The 17933-nt window shown below is 64.2% G+C and carries 16 protein-coding genes; 10 read left to right on the forward strand and 6 right to left on the reverse strand.

The window, feature by feature from the left end; translation table 11 throughout:
- The first annotated feature begins 117 nt into the window (after positions 1-117).
- The 3 genes from rplS to AC07OC_RS14125 all read left to right on the forward strand — a co-directional run bounded on the left by rplS (position 118) and on the right by AC07OC_RS14125 (position 2470).
- Positions 118-501: a 50S ribosomal protein L19 gene (gene rplS / locus AC07OC_RS14115; protein WP_218295714.1), complete on the forward strand. Its 384-nt coding sequence runs from the start codon at positions 118-120 to the stop codon at positions 499-501.
- An 81-nt stretch (positions 502-582) separates the two neighbouring features.
- Positions 583-1305 (forward strand): CoA pyrophosphatase, encoded by a 723-nt coding sequence (locus AC07OC_RS14120; RefSeq protein ID WP_218295713.1) that lies wholly within the window; start codon positions 583-585, stop codon positions 1303-1305.
- Positions 1306-1483: 178 nt separating this feature from the next.
- On the forward strand, positions 1484-2470 hold the full coding sequence (locus AC07OC_RS14125; RefSeq protein ID WP_218295712.1) for a CobD/CbiB family protein: 987 nt from the start codon (positions 1484-1486) through the stop codon (positions 2468-2470).
- 181 nt (positions 2471-2651) lie between these two features.
- Here AC07OC_RS14125 and rsgA read toward each other — a convergent pair whose 3' ends face one another.
- From rsgA to AC07OC_RS14140, 3 genes are read right to left on the reverse strand one after another with little or no spacing between them, the layout of a single operon-like run.
- On the reverse strand, positions 2652-3596 hold the full coding sequence (gene rsgA / locus AC07OC_RS14130; RefSeq protein WP_218295711.1) for a ribosome small subunit-dependent GTPase A: 945 nt from the start codon (positions 3594-3596) through the stop codon (positions 2652-2654).
- Between the two features lie 38 nt (positions 3597-3634).
- On the reverse strand, positions 3635-3970 hold the full coding sequence (locus AC07OC_RS14135) for a 4a-hydroxytetrahydrobiopterin dehydratase (protein WP_218295710.1): 336 nt from the start codon (positions 3968-3970) through the stop codon (positions 3635-3637).
- Positions 3967-5277 (reverse strand): M48 family metallopeptidase, encoded by a 1311-nt coding sequence (locus AC07OC_RS14140; RefSeq protein ID WP_494601552.1) that lies wholly within the window; start codon positions 5275-5277, stop codon positions 3967-3969. Before AC07OC_RS14140 ends, AC07OC_RS14135 begins: the two co-directional genes overlap by 4 nt.
- 78 nt (positions 5278-5355) lie before the next feature.
- Between AC07OC_RS14140 and orn the strand changes: the two genes are divergently transcribed.
- From orn to AC07OC_RS14155, 3 genes are all read left to right on the forward strand, one after another.
- The gene (gene orn / locus AC07OC_RS14145; protein ID WP_218340026.1) at positions 5356-5934 is read left to right on the forward strand and encodes an oligoribonuclease; all 579 of its coding nucleotides are present in this window, start codon (positions 5356-5358) and stop codon (positions 5932-5934) included.
- A 354-nt stretch (positions 5935-6288) separates the two neighbouring features.
- Positions 6289-8154 (forward strand): DEAD/DEAH box helicase, encoded by a 1866-nt coding sequence (locus AC07OC_RS14150; protein WP_218340027.1) that lies wholly within the window; start codon positions 6289-6291, stop codon positions 8152-8154.
- A 177-nt stretch (positions 8155-8331) separates the two neighbouring features.
- The gene (locus tag AC07OC_RS14155; RefSeq protein ID WP_218295833.1) at positions 8332-9759 is read left to right on the forward strand and encodes a sensor domain-containing diguanylate cyclase; all 1428 of its coding nucleotides are present in this window, start codon (positions 8332-8334) and stop codon (positions 9757-9759) included.
- A gap of 33 nt (positions 9760-9792) precedes the next feature.
- Here the strand turns inward: AC07OC_RS14155 and AC07OC_RS14160 are convergent, their stop codons facing one another.
- The 3 genes from AC07OC_RS14160 to bcsZ form a co-directional block, all read right to left on the reverse strand.
- Complete coding sequence (locus AC07OC_RS14160) at positions 9793-10923, reverse strand: HD-GYP domain-containing protein (protein WP_218340028.1); 1131 nt, start codon at positions 10921-10923, stop codon at positions 9793-9795.
- A gap of 114 nt (positions 10924-11037) precedes the next feature.
- Positions 11038-12270 (reverse strand): multidrug effflux MFS transporter, encoded by a 1233-nt coding sequence (locus AC07OC_RS14165; protein ID WP_218295705.1) that lies wholly within the window; start codon positions 12268-12270, stop codon positions 11038-11040.
- 69 nt (positions 12271-12339) lie between these two features.
- A complete protein-coding gene (gene bcsZ / locus AC07OC_RS14170; protein WP_218340029.1) occupies positions 12340-13509 on the reverse strand; it encodes a cellulose synthase complex periplasmic endoglucanase BcsZ in 1170 nt (389 codons plus the stop codon).
- Positions 13510-13818: 309 nt separating this feature from the next.
- Between bcsZ and AC07OC_RS14175 the strand changes: the two genes are divergently transcribed.
- The 4 genes from AC07OC_RS14175 (at position 13819) to AC07OC_RS14190 (ending at position 17694) form a co-directional block, all read left to right on the forward strand.
- Positions 13819-14376 carry a dTDP-4-dehydrorhamnose 3,5-epimerase family protein gene (locus AC07OC_RS14175; RefSeq protein ID WP_218295703.1) on the forward strand — a complete coding sequence of 186 codons (558 nt, stop codon included), beginning with the start codon at positions 13819-13821 and terminating at the stop codon, positions 14374-14376.
- A complete protein-coding gene (locus AC07OC_RS14180; protein ID WP_494601555.1) occupies positions 14370-15302 on the forward strand; it encodes a Gfo/Idh/MocA family protein in 933 nt (310 codons plus the stop codon). Before AC07OC_RS14175 ends, AC07OC_RS14180 begins: the two co-directional genes overlap by 7 nt.
- A complete protein-coding gene (locus AC07OC_RS14185; RefSeq protein ID WP_218295701.1) occupies positions 15299-16159 on the forward strand; it encodes a glycosyltransferase family 2 protein in 861 nt (286 codons plus the stop codon). Before AC07OC_RS14180 ends, AC07OC_RS14185 begins: the two co-directional genes overlap by 4 nt.
- Before the next feature lie 779 nt (positions 16160-16938).
- Positions 16939-17694 (forward strand): hypothetical protein, encoded by a 756-nt coding sequence (locus AC07OC_RS14190; RefSeq protein ID WP_494595502.1) that lies wholly within the window; start codon positions 16939-16941, stop codon positions 17692-17694.
- Positions 17695-17933 lie beyond the last annotated feature (239 nt).

Here is a 17933-nt window from a genome sequence, read left to right on the forward strand (position 1 = left end):
CAAAGGCTTTTCGATCCTCTGGCCGGCCGTTTTGACAGGGAGTTCTCCCGCGAAACACTGAGACGTCAATCCCGACGCAGCCATTTTTGGCGCGGACAAGATCGCTAGGAAACTCACATGAACCTGATCCAGACCCTGGAAGCGGAAGAAATCGCCCGCTTGAACAAGACCATCCCCGAATTCGCCCCTGGTGACACCGTCATCGTGAGCGTGAACGTGGTGGAAGGTACCCGCAAGCGCGTGCAGGCCTACGAAGGCGTGGTGATCGCCAAGCGCAATCGCGGCCTGAACAGCGGCTTCACCGTGCGCAAGATCTCCAGCGGCGAAGGCGTGGAGCGTACGTTCCAGACCTACAGCCCGCTGATCGCCAGCATCGAAGTCAAGCGCCGCGGCGACGTGCGCCGTGCCAAGCTGTACTACCTGCGTGACCGCAGCGGCAAGTCGGCACGTATCAAGGAAAAGCTGCCTTCGCGCGTCAAGGTTGCAGCCACCGCCGCATAAGGCGCGGGCTCGTCCTGACAAGGCCGCTACAGCATCTGCCTGTAGCGGCTTTTTGTTTTCTGGTCCGTTGAACCCCCTTTCGTGAACCCATCTTCCATCCCTGCCGTTTCGTCGGTCATTGCGCCGCTGTCGAGCCTGCCCGACTTCGACCCCCGCCTCGTGCCGGTGGTGGGGGTGGATGCGCACCTGCCCGCGGTGCCGGCGGCCGCGCAGACGCCGCAGGCGCTGCGCGCGCGCTTCGCGCACCCGCCCCGCTGGGAGCCCGAGGTGCTGCTGGAGAAGAAGTTCATGAACCGCGAGCCGGCCCACGCGTCGGTCCTGCTCGCCATCGTGCTGCGCGAAGAGCCCATGGTGCTGCTGACCGAGCGCACGGCCCATCTGTCCACACATTCGGGGCAGGTGGCCTTTCCAGGAGGGCGGGCAGACGCTGGCGATGCCTCCCCCGCCGACACGGCCTTGCGCGAAGCGCAGGAAGAGGTGGGGCTCGGCCGCGAGTTCGTGGAAGTGCTCGGAACCCTGCCGACCTATGTCACGGGGTCGTCCTTCATCATCACCCCCGTGGTGGCGCTGGTGCGGCCCGACTGTGTCCTGCAGCCCAATCCCTACGAGGTGGCGGACCTCTTCGAGGTGCCGCTGGATTTCCTGCTGAACCCCGCCAACCACCGGCGCCATGTGTTCGACCGCGATGGCGTGCACCGCGAGTGGTTCTCGATGCCGTACCAGGATGGTGGCAAGAACCACTACATCTGGGGTGCCACGGCGGGCATGCTGCGCAACTTCTACCGCTTCATGATGGCCGAGTGAGGCCTCCCCGGCCGGGGGCTGTCCCCGGTGCGGCGGGCGGACCTTGCGCGGGAGGGCAGGCCTGGGTCGCGCTAGTTCCGCGGGCTGCGGGTGTGTCGCGCTGTTCATGGTGGATGTATCGCTGAGGTTCGGCGCAAACACGCGCTCCTGCGGCTTGGCGCCAGTATCATTGCCCCCCATGAGTTTCTTCGCCATCCTGTTCGCTCTGCTGATCGAGCAGGCCCGCCCGCTGGCACGCAGCAATCCCATCCATGCAGGTCTGCGTGCGTGGGCCTTGTCCGTCAGCCGCAATTTCGATGCGGGCAAGCCGCACCATGGCTGGGTGGCCTGGGGCCTCGCAGTCGTCGTGCCCGCGCTCCTCACGCTGGCCATCCACTGGCTGTTGCTGTGGGGCCTGGGCTGGCCCTTCGCGGTGCTCTGGAGCGTGGCGGTGCTCTACATCACCCTGGGCTTTCGGCAGTTCAGCCACCATTTCACCGGCATCCGCGATGCGCTGGAAGAGGGCGATGAAGATGGCGCCCGGGAGCGCCTGGCCCACTGGCAGCAGGTGGACGTGGGTGCGCTTCCACGCAGCGAGATCGTGCGCCACGTGATCGAGTACTCGGTGCTGGCGGCCCACCGGCATGTGTTCGGGGTGCTGGCCTGGTTCTCGGTGCTGGCCGCGCTGGGCCTGGGGCCCACGGGTGCCGTGCTGTACCGGCTGGCCGAATTCGTATCGCGCTACTGGCACTACAAGCAGCGCACGGGCGCCCAGCCCGCCAGTGCCTCGCTGCAGCAGGCTTCTGCCCAGGCGTGGACGGCCATCGACTGGCTTCCGGCCCGGCTCACCGCGCTGAGCTTTGCCGTGGTGGGCAGCTTTGAGGAAGCCATCGAGGGCTGGCGATTCCATGCGCAGCGTTTTCCCAATGACAACGACGGCGTGGTGCTGGCGGCGACCGCGGGCGCGATCAATGTGCGCCTGGGGGGCGAGGCGCTGAAGGCGCGCACCGAGCTGCATGCGCCGCAGGGCCTGGAGATCGACGCCGACATGGGCGACAGCGATTCCACGCCGGGCCGGGAGCCCGAGGTGGGCCACCTGCGCAGCGTGGTGGGGCTGGTGTGGCGCTCGGTGGTGGTGTGGATGCTGCTGCTGGCGCTGCTCACGCTGGCGCGTTTGCTGGGGTAGCTGGAAATCCCCCTAGTAGCCTTCGGCGCCTTCCCCCGGAGGGGGCGCACCCGGTGGCCATGCAAAGCCAGTTCCACGGGTGCGCTGGCGTGGTACATGCCATGCGGAGGGCGGTTCGCGGCCGTCGGCGCTGCGCATGCATCGATACTGATCAGCACTGATCAGCACTGATCAACACCGGTCAATACCGCGTATGGCTCAGCTCTTCGAATAAATCGCTATATATTTTGTAGCGTGTAGGGCTGATCCCGCCTGCGGAAGGGCCCAGTTTCACTGCGTCCAGCACGCCGCAGCCCGGCTCGTGCAGGTGGGTGCAGTTGTAGAACTTGCAGTGGGTCGCGTGTTGGGCGATGTCGGGCATGCAGGCGGCCAGCTGCATCGGGGCGATGTGGTGCAGCCCGAATTCCTGGAAACCCGGCGAATCGATGAGGGCCGTGGTGCGGGCCTTGTCCATCCAGTACCAGTGGGTGCTGGTGGTGGTGTGCTTGCCTGAGTTGAGGGCCTGCGAAATTTCGCCGGTCAGCACCGAGGCGCCCGGCACCAGCAGGTTGATGAGGGTGCTCTTGCCCGAGCCCGAGGGCCCCAGCACCAGCGTGGTCTTGCCCTGCAGGTGCTCCATCAGCAGCGCGCGGTCCACATCGCTCGATAGCGCCAGGGACAGCGGCAGCACGCCGTAGTGCTTGCCAGAGCCCATGTGGCGGTAGGGGAGCAGGCGCTCCCAGGCCCGGGCGAAGGGTTCCACCAGGTCGCTCTTGTTGAGCGCGATGAGGGGCGTGATGCCTTCGGCCTCGGCGGCGATCAGCGCGCGGGAGAGCTGGCTTTCCGAGAACACGGGTTCCGCCGCGATGAGGATCAGCACCTGGTCGAGGTTGGCCGCAAACGATTTGGTGCGGATCTCGTCCTGGCGGTAAAAGAGGTTGCGCCGCTCCTGGACCTTTTCGATGGTGCCCTCTTCGCCCTGGCCAGGCGGGGGCGCCTGCCACAGCACGTGGTCACCCACCACGGCCTGGCTCTTCTTGCCGCGCGGATGGCAGATGCGGCGTTCGCCGTCGGGCGTCTCCACCATGCAGTGGCGCCCATGGCTGGCCACCACGGTGCCTTCCATGAGCGCGCTGCGTTCAGCCATGGGATGTTGTGTTGGTGGTGGTGCGCGGCGTCATGGGGTCACGCCACCAGCGCATCGAACTGGGTCGCGCATTCGAAATCGGTGGACGAGATGCCGTGCACGTCGTGCGTGTTCAGCCGCACCACGCAGCGGTTGTAGTGCACCGACAGGTCGGGGTGGTGGTCCTGCGCGTTGGCGATGAAGGCCAGTGCATTCACGAACGAGATGGTTTCGTAGTAGTTCGCGAACCGGTAGGTCTTCTCGATGGCCACGTCGGCGCCATCTCCGGTCAGGCTCCAGCCTTCGAGTTTGGCCAGGTTTGCTACAACTTCAGTAGCTGTCAGCGCACGGCGGGTCTGCGTGGACCAGTCTTTTTTCTTCAGCATAGTCGTCATGGGTGGGCGGGGGTGTGCATGCGCGCCAGCCGCTCGGTGGCGGGTGGGTGCGAGTAGTAGAACTTCACGTACACCGGGTCGGGGGTGAGCGTGGAGGCATTGTCTTCGTAGAGCTTGAGCAGGGCCGAGGAGAGGTCGGCGCCACTGGCCTGGGCAACGGCATAGGCATCGGCCTGGAACTCGTGGCGGCGCGATTGCCGGGAGAACACGGGCGAGATGAAGAACGTGAACACCGGCACCGCCAGCATGAACAGCAGCAACGCCAGCGCGTCGTTCGGCGCGGCGGCCATTGCCGGGTCGAAGGAGATGTTGGGGCGCACTCCCAGGCCTGTGTAGAACCATACCTGGGTGGAGAGCCAGCCGAGCAACGCGAATCCGGCCAGGCTCAGCGCGAACATGGCCACGATGCGCTGGATGATGTGGCGATGCCGGAAGTGCCCGAGCTCATGGGCCAGCACCGCCTCCACCTCGCCCGGCGACAGCTGGCGCAGCAGCGTGTCGTAGAACACCACGCGCTTGGCGGCGCCAAAGCCCGTGAAGTAGGCGTTGGCGTGGGCGCTGCGGCGGCTGCCGTCCATCACGAACAGCCCCTTGGCCGAGAAGCCGCAGCGCTGCATGAGGGCCGTCACGCGGGTCTTGAGGGATTCGTCCTCGAGTGGCTGGAATTTGTTGAACAGCGGTGCGATGAAGGTGGGGTAGACCACCATCAGCAGCAGGTTGAACCCCATCCAGAAGCACCAGGCCCACAGCCACCACAGCGGGCCGGCAGCGCCCATGATCCACAGGATCAGCGCGGCGATCGGAAGGCCGATGGCCGCACCGACCAGCAAGCCCTTGGCGGCATCCGCAAGCCACAGGCGCCAGGTCATCTTGTTGAAACCGAAGCGCTCCTCCACCACGAAGGTCTGGTACAGCGACAGGGGCAGGTTGATCAGCCCGCTGATCGCCGCAAACACCGCCAGCAGCGCCAACTGCTGCCACATGCCGCCTCCGAGTGCGTCCAGCAGGAGCTGATTCAGGGCATCCAGGCCGCCCAGCAGCGTCCACCCCAGCAGCACGGCGGCGCTCAGCGCCATCTCCAGCAGGCCCAGGCGCCCCTTGGCGATGGTGTAGTCGGCGGCCTTCTGGTGGGCTGCCAGCGCAATGCGCTCGGCAAACGGCGCCGGCACCGCGCCACGGTGGCGGGCCACGTGCCGCATCTGGCGCGTGGCCAGCCAGAGCTTGAGGGCCAGGCCCAGCAGGAGTGCCGCTGCGAAGGCGAACGTCAGCACCGAGGAAGGAGAGAGGGCGTCGGAGGAGGTGGGCATGGTGGTGGGGGGAGTTTAATGGGGAAGCCCCTGGGACTGTGGTGCAAGGGCTGCGGGCCATCGGCGACAATGCGCGCCATGCCAGAAGCCAACCATCCCACCCCCCAGGCGCTTGCCAAGTCCGACCAGAACCTCGTCTGGCTCGACTGCGAAATGACCGGCCTGGAGCCCGATACCGACCGTCTGCTCGAAATCGCCGTCATCGTGACCGGCCCCAGCCTGGAGCCGCGCATTGAAGGCCCGGTGTTTGCGATCCACCAGCCTGACGAACTCCTCAACAAGATGGATGCCTGGAACAAGGGCACCCATGGCCGCAGCGGCCTGATCGACAAGGTCAAGGCCTCCACCGTGACCGAAGCGGAGGCCGAGCAGCAGATCATTGCCTTCCTGAGCCAGTATGTTCCCAAGGGCACGGCACCCATGTGCGGCAACAGCATCGGGCAGGACCGTCGCTTTCTGGTGCGCTACATGCCCAAGCTGGAGCGGTTCTTTCACTACCGCAATGTGGACGTGAGCACCCTCAAGGAGCTGGCCAAGCGCTGGAAACCCGAGGCCTACACGAGCTTCAAGAAGGCCCAGAAGCACACGGCCCTGGCCGACGTGCATGAGTCCATCGACGAGTTGGCGCACTACCGCAGGCATCTGCTGTCGGTGTGATCCGTTGCGCGGGGCCGGGCCGGGCTGCACCTGTGCGAGACCGGCTTGCGATCCCTTCGAGACCGTGGCCGCGCTGAGGCATGAAGCGTGCTGCAAGGTGAAGGGGCTTGCGGGGAAACCCCTATTCATGCCATAATCAGCGGCTGCGCAGGAAACGGTTCCTCGCAGATTGTGCATCTCCCCTCACACACCGGGCTTGCCAGCCGACTGCTTCGTGCAGTGCAGGACTAGCGAACAACGCCCACCAGCATTCGCCCAGAGCAATGCAGGTTTCGTTTGATGGTTGATGTTTTTTAACCATTGACGAAGCCACTCGCAGGCTGCGCCTGCGATCGTCTTCGTGAGAGAAAAATCATGACCGACACCTCTTTGGTGCAGGGCGAATTCGCGCCTGCAGAAACTTCCTTTGCTGCCGACCTTTCCGTGCAGTCTTCCCCCCTGGACGCCGTGGTGGCCGCCGCTGAAGGCGATGCCGCCGTCACCGCCGAACCCAATGGCTTCGTCGAACTGGGCCTGGCGCCCGAACTGGTGCAAGCCGTGGCTGACCTGGGCTACACCCAGCCCACCAGCGTGCAGCTCAAGGCCATTCCCCTGGCCATGGGCGGTGGCAACGACTCCACCAAGTTCATCGACCTGATGGTCTCGAGCCAGACCGGCTCCGGCAAGACCGCCGCCTTCCTGCTGCCCGTGCTGCACACGCTGATCAACCAGCAAGCCGCCGCCGAAGCCGAGGAACGCGCCGCTTTCGAGCGCGCCGTGGCCGAAGCCGCTGCGCGTGGCGAACCCGCTCCCAAGCGAGCCAAGCGCAAGGACCCCACCAGCTCGCGCAACTTCAAGGCCGCCACCCCGGGCGCCCTGATCCTGTGCCCCACGCGTGAACTGGCCCAGCAGGTGGCGCACGACGCCATCGACTTGGTCAAGCACTGCCGTGGTCTGCGCGTGGCCAACGTGGTGGGCGGCATGCCCTACCAGTTGCAGATCGCCAAGCTGCAGAACGCCGACCTCGTGGTCGCCACCCCCGGCCGCCTGCTGGACCTGCAGCGCTCGATGCAGATCAAGCTCGACAAGGTGCAGTTCCTGGTCGTCGACGAAGCCGACCGCATGCTGGACCTGGGCTTCTCGGACGACCTGGCCGAACTGAACCAGCTGACCGCCCAGCGCAAGCAGACCATGATGTTCAGCGCCACGTTCGCGCCGCGCATCCAGCAACTGGCGATGCGCGTGATGCACGACGGCGGTTCGTCGGTGCAGAAGGTGACCATCGATTCTCCGCAAGAGAAGCACGCCAACATCAAGCAGATGCTGTACTGGGCCGACAACGCCCAGCACAAGCGCAAGCTGCTGGACCACTGGCTGCGCGACACCACGATCAATCAGGCCATCGTTTTCGCCAGCACCCAGGTGGAGTGCGATGGTTTGGCCAACGACCTGCAGCAGGAAGGATTCTCGGCCGTGGCGCTGCACGGCGCGCTGAGCCAGGGCCTGCGCAACCGCCGCTTGATGGCGTTGCGTGCCGGCCAGGTGCAGATCCTGGTGGCCACCGATGTGGCTGCGCGCGGCATCGACGTGCCCACGATCACCCACGTGTTCAACTTCGGCCTGCCCATGAAGGCCGAGGACTACACCCACCGCATCGGCCGCACCGGCCGTGCGGGCCGCGATGGCCTGGCCATCACGTTTGCCGAGTTCCGCGACCGCCGCAAGATCTACGACATTGAGTCGTACAGCCGCCAGCAGTTCAAGGCCGATGTGATTCCCGGCATGGAGCCTTCGCAACGTGCTCCCCAGGCACCGCGCGGTGGTGACTTTGGTGGCCGTGGCCGCCCCGGTGGCGGTTACGACCGCGACAGCCGTGACCGCAAGTTCGGCGGCCCCGCACGCGGCAACAACGACCGCGGCGGATTTGGTGGTGGCTTTGGCGGCGGATTCGCCGGCCGCGACAGCCAGCGAGCAGCCCCTGCCCGTGGCGGCGAGGGTGGTGGTTTTGGTGCCCGTGATGACCGGGGCTTCGCTCCCCGCCGCGACGGTGACGGCTATGGCCGCAAGCCCGGTTTCGGTGATGCAGGCCGGGGTGGTTTTGCCCCCCGAGGCGACGCTGGCGCGCCCCGTGGCGAGTTCGCACCCCGCAAGCCCGGCTTCGCCAAGCCCGCAGGCGGTGGCGGCGGCAAGCCCTTCGTGGCCCATGATGCGCGCAAGCGCCCTGCGCGCCCCGCGCGCTGATTCGGCCGCCCCGTCGTTTCGACGCGAGCCCTGAAAGGCTGGCACCGCAAGGTGCCAGCCTTTTTTTGTTGCCGCCGCCTGCCGGGCGCGAGAATATAGAGAGAGGCTCGACAATAATCCTTCCGGGAGGAATCTGCAGTGTCGTCTTCGTTATCGTCGGGTGCGGACTTTGAGCACATGTTCGAGCTGGCCCCTGTGTCCCTCTGGCTGGAGGACTACAGCGCACTCAAGCAGATTCTGGACGGCTGGCGCGCCACCGGAGTCACGGATATCCGTGCCCACCTCGCGCAAGACCCGGCACGGGTGCGGCAATGCAGTGCCGCGCTCCAGGTTCTGAAGGTGAACCGCCGCACGCTGGAGCTGTTCGCTGCCCCGAGCCAGCAGGTGCTCGAGGCGAATCTGGACAAGGTCTTCAGGGATGACATGCACGATGCGGTCTCCCATGAGTTGGCGGCGCTTTGGTCGGGGCAGCTGGAGTTTTCGAACCAGACCGTGAACTACGCGCTCGACGGCCGGCGGCTCGATGTGCAGATCCGCGCGCGCATCCTGCCAGGGTATGAGGACGACTGGAGCCGCGTCCTGCTCTCGCTGGAAGACATAACGGCCCAGATGCGGGGCGCGCGCCAGCTGCGGCGCAGCGAACAATATGCCCGGGATCTGTTCGAGCATTCGCCCGTCTCCCTGTGGGTGGAGGATTTTAGCGCCGTGAAGAACCTGCTCGATGGCGTGCGCGCGCAAGGCATCGACGACTTCAAGACCTTCATCACGGTGCATCCCGAGTTCGTCACGCGCTGCATGCAGGAGATCCGGGTGGTGGATGTCAACCAGCAGACCTTGCGCATGTTCGGAGCATCCAGCAAGGAGATGCTGCTCAACAACATCGGCCGGGTGTTTCGGGGGGAAATGCACGAGTCTTTCGCCGACCAGTTGCTGGATCTGTGGGAGGGCAAGACCTTTCAGCAGCGCGAAGTCGTCAACTACGCCCTGTCGGGCGACGCGGTGCACATCCACATGCAGTTCTCGGTGCTGGCGGACCATTTGGCGGACTGGGGGCTGGTGCTGCTCTCGCTGGTGGACATCACCGCGCGCAAGAAGGCCGAGGCCTACCTGGAGTACCTGGGCAAACATGACGTGCTGACCCAGCTTCGCAACCGGGCCTTCTATGCCGAGGAGCTCAACCGGGTCACGCGCAAGGGGCCCTGGCCCTTGTCCATCATTGCGATCGATCTGAACGGGCTCAAGGCCGTGAACGATGAGCAAGGTCATGCCGCGGGCGATTCGATGCTGCGAAGGGTGGGTGAAGTGCTGGCCAAGGCGGTGGATCCGCCGGCATGCGCAGCGCGCATTGGCGGCGACGAGTTCACCGTGTTGCTGCCGGGCATGGATGAGCGCAGTGCCTTTGCGTTGCAGGACCGCATCCTCTCGATGCTGGACCTGAACAACCAGTTCTATCCGGGACAGCCGATCAGCCTGGCCATGGGGGTCGCGTCGTGTCGATCCGGCGATCAGGTGGAGGCGACGATCAACCGCGCCGACCAGGCCATGTATGCCGAAAAGAACCGCTACTACCAGGACAATGGCCTGGACAGGCGGCACGCCAGCTAGCCGCACCGCGCAAACGCCCGCCCCTGGCTGGATTCAGCCCGTGTGCACCGCGTAGCCGTACAGCCGCTCGGGAGGCACTCTGGCCAGCAGGCTGCGATCCGTGGCCGGGCCCGTGATGGCGTAGGCGGCCTGTGACGTGTCGCGCTGCAGGGTGCTGGTCACGCTCTTGCCTTGGGAGTCCGTCACGGCGGCCACAAGCGGGGTGCGTGCTTCGGCCCCCCGCCGCATCACGACCCCCATTTCTCCGGACGCGAGTTTCACGAAGTCGCCAGGTGGATAGATGCCCAGCACCTTGATGGTCGCCGTGGAGAAGGGGCCCCCCTTGTCATCCCTGAACATCAGCCGGGCGGCGTCCTGGATGGAGAGCGGTTGGCGCAACTGCCGGGGGCTGATGCGTGCCATGAACAGGTCCGCCATGCGCAATACCTGCGCGGTGTCGCTCACCGATGAGATGCCGTGTGGATAGCCGCTGCCATCCGGCTGCTCGTGGTGTTGCATCACTGCGGCGATCCATTCGGCGTCGGTAACGCCGGCTTTCTCCAGCAGCGCGGCACTCAGGGCAGGGTGTGCGCGGATCTGGGTGCGTTGCCGGTCCAGGGCCGGATAGTCCTGCGCGGCCATCTGGCCCTGCAGCTCGGCGATGCTGGCGTTCATCGTCAGCGCCGCCAGTGCGATCTGCCGGATGCGCACGGCGGCCCAGCCGAGCTGCCGCGCCATCAATATGCCCAGCAGCGCTGTGTAGACCGCATGGCTGTATCCGTAGCGCAGATGCTTCGCATGGTCCTGCCGCACGGCCATGAACAGGCCGATGTCGGGGTCCGCGTCGGCAAGCTCCAGTATCTCGTCCGCCAGTGCTTGGATCGCATCCAGGCTGTCGGAGGTTTCACCCAGGTGCGGCAGCGCCGATTCCAGTGCGTCAATGGCCAGCGCCCAGCGGGTATAGATGCTTTCCAGTGGTTTTGCCGCAGGGGCCGCCAGCGCCTGCACCGCCTTGAATTCTTCGATATCGACAAACATGCCGCGCTCGAGCAGTGCTTCCAGCTGGCTGTCGTTGCGGATCACGTGCCCACGGGCGAGCAGCAGGGTGCAATCCTGGTTGCGCACATTCCAAGGCAGCGGCACGCCCACCCGTACCTTGGATTCAACCAGTTTCAGCAGCTGCATGGTCGTCCTCCAGTGCCTGAGCCTCCTCGTCCGCTGCGCGAGCACACGGGTTCTGTCGAGAATGAAATTTCGCCCCATTGTTGCAGCATGCGTGGGGTTCCACAAACAGGCGGGTCAGCCTGGCGTGGCGGTCCGTCCAATATCGGGCCAGCGATGGTGCAGGTAGATCCATGCGGCCATGCCCACGCACATCATCAACAGCGAGGCCAGTGCCAGCAAGACGGTGGAATGCATCACCAGCGGCACCACGACCCCTGCCACCAGGCCATTGGCGGTGGAGCCTACAAACGCCTGCATGGACGAGGCCATGCCGCGGCGCTCGGGGTGAAGGTCCAGCACCAGCAAGGTGACCACGGGCACCATCAGGGCCCAGCCAAACGCGAAGACCGCGATCGGCGCGAGTGCCCACGCCGCATGCACCGGGAACAGCAGATTGGCCCCCAGGTTGAGGATGGCCACGGTGAACATGATCACGAAGCCATGGCGTATCTGCCGCTTCGGCGCGATCTTGCCGGCCAGGCGGCCGCTGAGCCAGGCGCCGCCCATGATGCCGGAGATGGTGAGGACGAAGAACCAGAAGAACTGCGTGGGCGCCAGCGCCAGGTGCTCGCCCAGGAAGGCCGGCGCCGCCAGCACATACAGGAACATGCCGTTGAAGGGCACGCCGCTGGCCAGCGCCAGCAGCACGAAGCGTGGGCTGGACCCCAGCTGCCAGTAGCCGCGCATCAGGTGGGGCACGTTGAAGGGCTGGCGCAGCTCGGGCTGCAGGGTTTCGGGCAGCAGGCGGAAGTTGGCGATCCACAGGACCACGCCGACCAGCGTCAGGAACCAGAAGATGCTGTGCCAGCCCGTGTGCACGAACAGCCAGCCGCCCACGATGGGGGCGATGGCCGGGGCCACGCCAAAGTAGATCGTCACCTGGCTCATCACCTGCTGCGCGCGTGCCGGGGGGAACATGTCGCGGATGACCGCGCGCGACACCACGATGCCGGCGCCCGTCGATAGCCCTTGCAGCGCCCTGAATGCAATGAGCTGGCCGATGCTTTGCGACAGCGCGCAGCCCGCGGAGGCCAGCGTGAACATCGCGATGCCGCACAGCACCACGGGGCGCCGGCCAAAGCTGTCCGCCAGTGCGCCATGGAAGAGGTTCATGAACGCAAAACCGAAGAGATAGGCCGACAGGGTCTGCTGCATCTCCACGGGGGTGGCGCCCAGTGCCTGCGCAATGCCGGTGAACGCGGGGATGTAGGTGTCGATGGAGAAAGGCCCCAGCATGCCCAGCACGGCGAGGAGGACGGCCAGGGCCCATTGGGGAGCGCGCCAGAGCGTGTGGGCGTTAGGGTTCATGGATGAATTTCGAAGGGCGGTGGAAGGGGGCGTCGTGGGATGGAGGGCGGTGGGGCTGCCGCGGGATCGTCAGGGCCTGGGCCGCCTGGGCAGGAGCTGGCCCCCGGGCGAAAACCGGTACCAGCCCTCCATCCACCCCAGCCCGAAGAGTGAGAGGGTCTGTTCATAGTAGGCCGTGGTGCGCACTGGGCTTGCTGCCAGGCGGTTGCGTTGCGCTTGCAGCGCGGCGCTGTCTCCTTGCGCCTGCAGGAAGGGCAGCATCGCGGCAGAGAAGCCTGACGGGCCTGCCCCGGAGGCTTGTCCACTCCGTACATCGATGGATTCGGGGGGGTGCCCCTGTTCCCGCACGTAGCGGGCCATGGGGGCCAGTGCCGACAGCAGCGCCTTGCGGCCGCTGGCGGCCGGGTGCAGCATGCCGGCCCACAGGTAGACGCGGATCGCGTTGTAGGTGCCCTGGCCTTTTTCCTTGCCCTTTTCGTCGATGAGAAAGCCCTGCCGCGCGTCGTAGATGGCCCAGTCCGGGGCATAGCCTTGGGGGGATGCGCCCACGATGACCTTCTCGGAGCTTTGTACCAGCTGCTTCCAGGCGGTCTGCGGGTACAGCGCGCCGAGCCGTTGCATTGCCTGCAAAGGCAGGTAGCTGGGGTTGAGCTTCCATCGGTCGCCGGCTTCCACAAAGCCGCGTGGCGCGGGCAGCAGGCACAGGCCCAGGCCTGGCAGGTCGGCTGTTTCTTCGGCAATGATGCGTGCGGCCAGCCGGGCTCCCAGTGCGTGGTAGCGCGGCACTTGCCACAAGCGGGCCGCCTCACCCAAGGCATAGGCAATCCAGAGGTCCGCGTCCGATGCGGCGTTGCTGTCGAGGATGCCCCAGGTACCGTCAGGCCGGCGGCCCCATAGCCACGCGGGCAAGCGGGCGCCGAGGTCGCCGCCGCTCAGGTTGTTTTCAGTCCAGCGCAGGAGGACATCGAACCCCTTGCGGTCATTGGCCACCAGGGCAAAGAAAAGCCCGTATGCCTGGCCTTCGGAGTAGGTACGCCCGCCTTCGCCATCGTCGGAGATCACACGGCCTTCGTCGCTGACGAATTGCGCCTTGAAGCGGTCCCATGCGGGCCACTGGCCGCCGCTGGCCAGGCCCGCGGAGGGACGTGCCTGTCCGTTGGCGCCCAGGAACGCCGTGGGTGCGAGGAAACCCAGCCCCGTGAGCAGGGCCGTCCGCCGTAAGAGCAATGCAGCAGTCATGTCGGGAGAGTTTTCGTTTCGCATACTGTGGTGGAGCGCCTTCTTCTTTCCGCCGTTCTGTCAATGCAGCGCATTGGAGGCACCCGGGGAAAGCACGGGCTGCCACGGGCCTGGACAGCGTGGCGGGCGCAAGGGTTGCCTATACTAGCCAAGGAAATCCCGGGCGGGTTCTGGCGGCATTGTTTGCATGAAGGTGCCGTGCCCTTTGGGTGCAAGGCCTGAAGGGCTACAAAATGCAGAGTGCCCTGACCCCAGAAATATAGCCACAAGGCCTTTTCGTGGCCAATTCGCTCAAAGTCGTGGATCAAAATGGAACAACATCTATTGGGCCGGGTTGAAGATATCCCGGGAGTCCAGGTCAGGCGACTGCATCCCAGAAAAGACGAGCGCGGAACGCTGACGGAAGTCTTCCGCAACGAGTGGCACCCGGGCAGCCTGCCGTTGCAATGGAACCATGTCAAATCCCGGCCCAACGTCTTGCGAGGGGTTCATGTGCACGTGCGGCACACCGACCATTTGCTGGTGCTGACGGGCACCATGCTGCTGGGCCTGATCGACCTGCGCGAGGGCACCGACCATTTCCGGCAGAGCACGGTGATCGAGCTGACCGGTGCCGAACCCACCATGGTCAGCATTCCTACGGGGGTCGCGCACGGCTTTTACTTTCCGGAAGCTGCGGACATGCTGTACAGCGTCACCCACTACTGGGATCCCGTGACGGATGAGCTTGGCTGCCGCTGGGATGACCCTGGCCTGGGGCTGGACTGGCCGGTCAGTGCCCCGGTACTGTCCCCAAGGGATCAGGCCGCAACGTCCCTCGACGGATTGCTGGAGGAGTTGCGCGGCAGCAAGGACAAATCATGGTGAGGATAGGACTTCTGGGGTGTGGCCGCTGGGGGCGATTGATTCTGCGTGATCTCAAGCAACTGGGGGCCTACGTGGCGGTGCTGGCGGTGGGAGAGGCCAGCCGGGCCCGTGCATGCGAAGGCAATGCCGACGTGGTGGCATCCTCCCTGGAAGATCTCCCTGAGGTCGACGGGTATGTGGTGGCCGTGCCCACCGCCCAGCACGCCGCCTTCCTTCGCCAACTGGTGCCCTCCGGCAAGCCGGTGTTCTGCGAAAAACCGTTCACGTCCAGCGCTGCGGAGGCAAAGGCCATCGCCCAGCTGGCGGGTGACCGGATCTTCATCATGGACAAGTGGCGCTATCACGGGGGCGTGCTCGCACTGGCCGCGCTGGCGCGGTCCGGAGAACTGGGCCCGGTGCTGGGACTGAAGACCACCCGCCTCGGATGGGGCAATCCCCATGCAGATGTGAGCGCGGACTGGATTCTGCTTCCACATGATCTCAGTATCGCCATCGAAATCCTGGGCGACTTGCCCGAGCCCGCCGCGGCCTGGGCGGAAACCAGCGCAGAGGGCCTGGTCGCGCTCTCGGGCGTGCTGGGTCTGAAGGATCGCAGTCAACCGTGGATGCAGTTTGAAATCGGCGTGCGCTCTCCTTCCCACCGGCGGACCATCGAACTGCGCTGTCGTGACGGCATTGCATCGCTCAGCGACGCCTACGACGCCCATGTCGCCGTGCAGCGCACTTCGAGTTGCCTCTCCGACGGACCCGTGCCCGGCACCGAGCTGCGTTCCGTGGACACCGCCATGCCCCTTTTGCGGGAACTGACGGCGTTCCTGGACTATCTTTGCCATCGTGGTCCACCCCCCAAGAGCAGCGCGGCGGAGGGCTTGATGGTGGTGGAGCGCATCGCGTCGCTGCGGGCGCTGGCAGGACTGCCCGAATGAGCGATCCGCTTTTCACGGTCGTGATTCCAACCCACGACCACGCGGACACGCTGTGGCATTCGGTTGCCAGTGTGCAGTGGCAGACCTGCCAGAGCTTTGAAGTGTTCATTGTGGGCGACGGTGCGCCTGAGCGCACCCGCTCGATTGCCCAGTCCTTGGCGGAGCGCGATCCCCGGATTCGCTACTTTGACAACCCCAAGGGGGCGCGGCACGGCGAAGCGCACAGGCACCGGGCCTTGCAGGAGGCGCGAGGCCGTTTTGTCGCCTACCAATCCGATGACGACCTGTGGCTTCCAGACCATCTTGACATCCTGGCGGCGGCACTTGAAGACCATGACCTGGTCCACACCATGCAGATCGACGTATCGCCGGCAGGCGAGACCGCGACATGGCCTTTTGATGCTTTCGAGGATGATCTCCAAATCGACCGCATGCGGAAATCGGCTGGTGGCTTTGGCTTGGCGTCGGGCGCGCACACGCTTCGGGCCTACCGCGCTCTGCCGTTGGGGTGGAGCCCGGCACCCCTTGGCATCCACACAGATATTCACTTTTGGTTGCAGGTGCTTGAACAAGTGGGGGGGCGATACTCGTCGGTGAAGTGGCCGACCGTCCTTCATTTCTCATCTGTCACGCGCAAAACGCTGTCCAATGCTGAAAGAGTGGCCGAATTGGAAGAATGGTGGAAACGCATGCAAACTGCCGAGCAACGGTTGATGTTGCTGAAAAAGGTGTTGTTTCCGGTAAATTTCTATTGCTACGCACAACCCAAGCTACGAGCAGAAATCGAATCACTCAGGGCCAGCCTGTCCTGGCGGATCACGGCACCTTTGCGCGCGCTTGCGCGGCGAATGAAGTAGTACCGACGGAAAGTTGTTGGTTTTCTAACATGGCATGGTCAGCCAGGAAGCTATTTAAATTCGACATTCCACCGTATCTCTCGCCCCACGCGCCGGCTCGACTGGATGCCGTTTCCGGTCAATCGACAAAGAGCTTGCAGCACTGCCGGGTAATAAAATGCGATGGTGGATAGGCTACTGCAAGCCTCGGTCGCCGTGCTCATGGAATCTGTGGAACTTCAAGGGGCTTCGTATCAATGCCTTGCACGGTGTCGGATTGCAGCCCAAGTCCCAATCTGAGATGAGCGCTAGAGCGGTGCTGTTCGAGATGGTCCGGTGATTCGAGCGTGACAATGACGGCTTCTTGAGGCAAGCCTCGATCTCCGGTGAGAGGTCAGTAGCCCATGGCGGGCCCTCGCCCCCATCCAAAGTACGACCCCGGCGCACTCGAATTCAAGAGGGGCGCTGCATGTGCCGGACTATCGTTCCCCGGTGCCCGAAGTTGAGCCGCAAAGGCCATTATTTGCGCGCGCAAATCTTGGCGAGCCCGTGGAGATGCGAGAAACCCATCCACGGATGGCTCTTCGTTGGGCGCCACGGTTCCGTTCCGTTCGCCAGAGCCATCTCAGCCAAGAGCAAGCCGCGCGTAGCCGATGGACTGCACTCAGCCTTTTAAACCGTTGATAGGCATCAGGGTTTTGATTGATATATGCTGGGCGCCCCGGACATGTATGCAAACAGGTCTGGGATTGGCCGACAGTTGAGTGTATCGATATTCTTTTTCAATATAGGAGTTTTCAATGTGGTCTAAGAAAGCATTGGTCACGGCATTTGCTCTGTCCGGGGCTGTTGTGGGAGCATCCGCTGCTTCTGACAACGGGATCCTTTCCGCAACCGGGGGGACAGCGGGGTTCGATTTTTTCTATCCAAGTGGATTCACAAAGCCAATTCCAACTCCTGGAGCGGCACCTATAAAACTTCAAAGTCGCTTCACATGGGGATCGCCCACTAGCCCAATGAGCGATCATGCAATTGTGGCTTATGTGCAAGGCGCGAATCCCGCGTATATGAACTCTGCACCTATCGGTTTTAAGAGCCCCTTATGGACCTATGGAGCAGGAGCATTTGTCGCCGCGAACGGACTTAATCTGGAGTTGTGGTTTAATCCAACGACTGCCACGAACGGCAGCGCGTATGTGTGGAATGCTGCTAATTTGTGTGGGCAGGCGGTGAATACGGCGCCAATAAGTGTATGTGTTGGAAGTACTTATTCGGCTGGCGGTGCGTATGTTGAGCCACTCCCTGCTGATTGGAGTTTCGTGCCTGGTGATCATTATTGGGTGAAAATATCTCTTGCGCCAACCACCGGAGACTGGTTGAACCTTTATGCGGAGTTGATCCACGAAAGTTCAACCTCGGTTAAGGTCGTGCAGCGAGCTCAAATTGGGCTTCAAAAATCCGCTTTCCTGCCTTTGAGCTCTTCCGCCTCCGGGACTTTTGCGCGGGCGCCCGGATCAGGCGCCAACATCACATGGTTTGGTTATGACTATTTCTAGGTGGCCTTTATTCGTACGGCTATCTGATCCTATTCGCTCCTGAAATCCTTGGAAAGGCTCGCACTGCTCGGGCCTCTTTGTTCAGGTTGTTGGTGCAGCTGGTCGTCTTCTGTTGGTGGATGGCGTGTTGCGGCGGTCCATGCGAGACGTATGAGCGACCAGAGTTTTGCAACAGGCGTCAACATCGAATGCTGCATCCTGGGTAATGTGCTCAATCGCGCCATGCAGGGAGGCGAGAG

This window comes from Acidovorax sp. GW821-FHT10E04 (assembly GCF_059415185.1).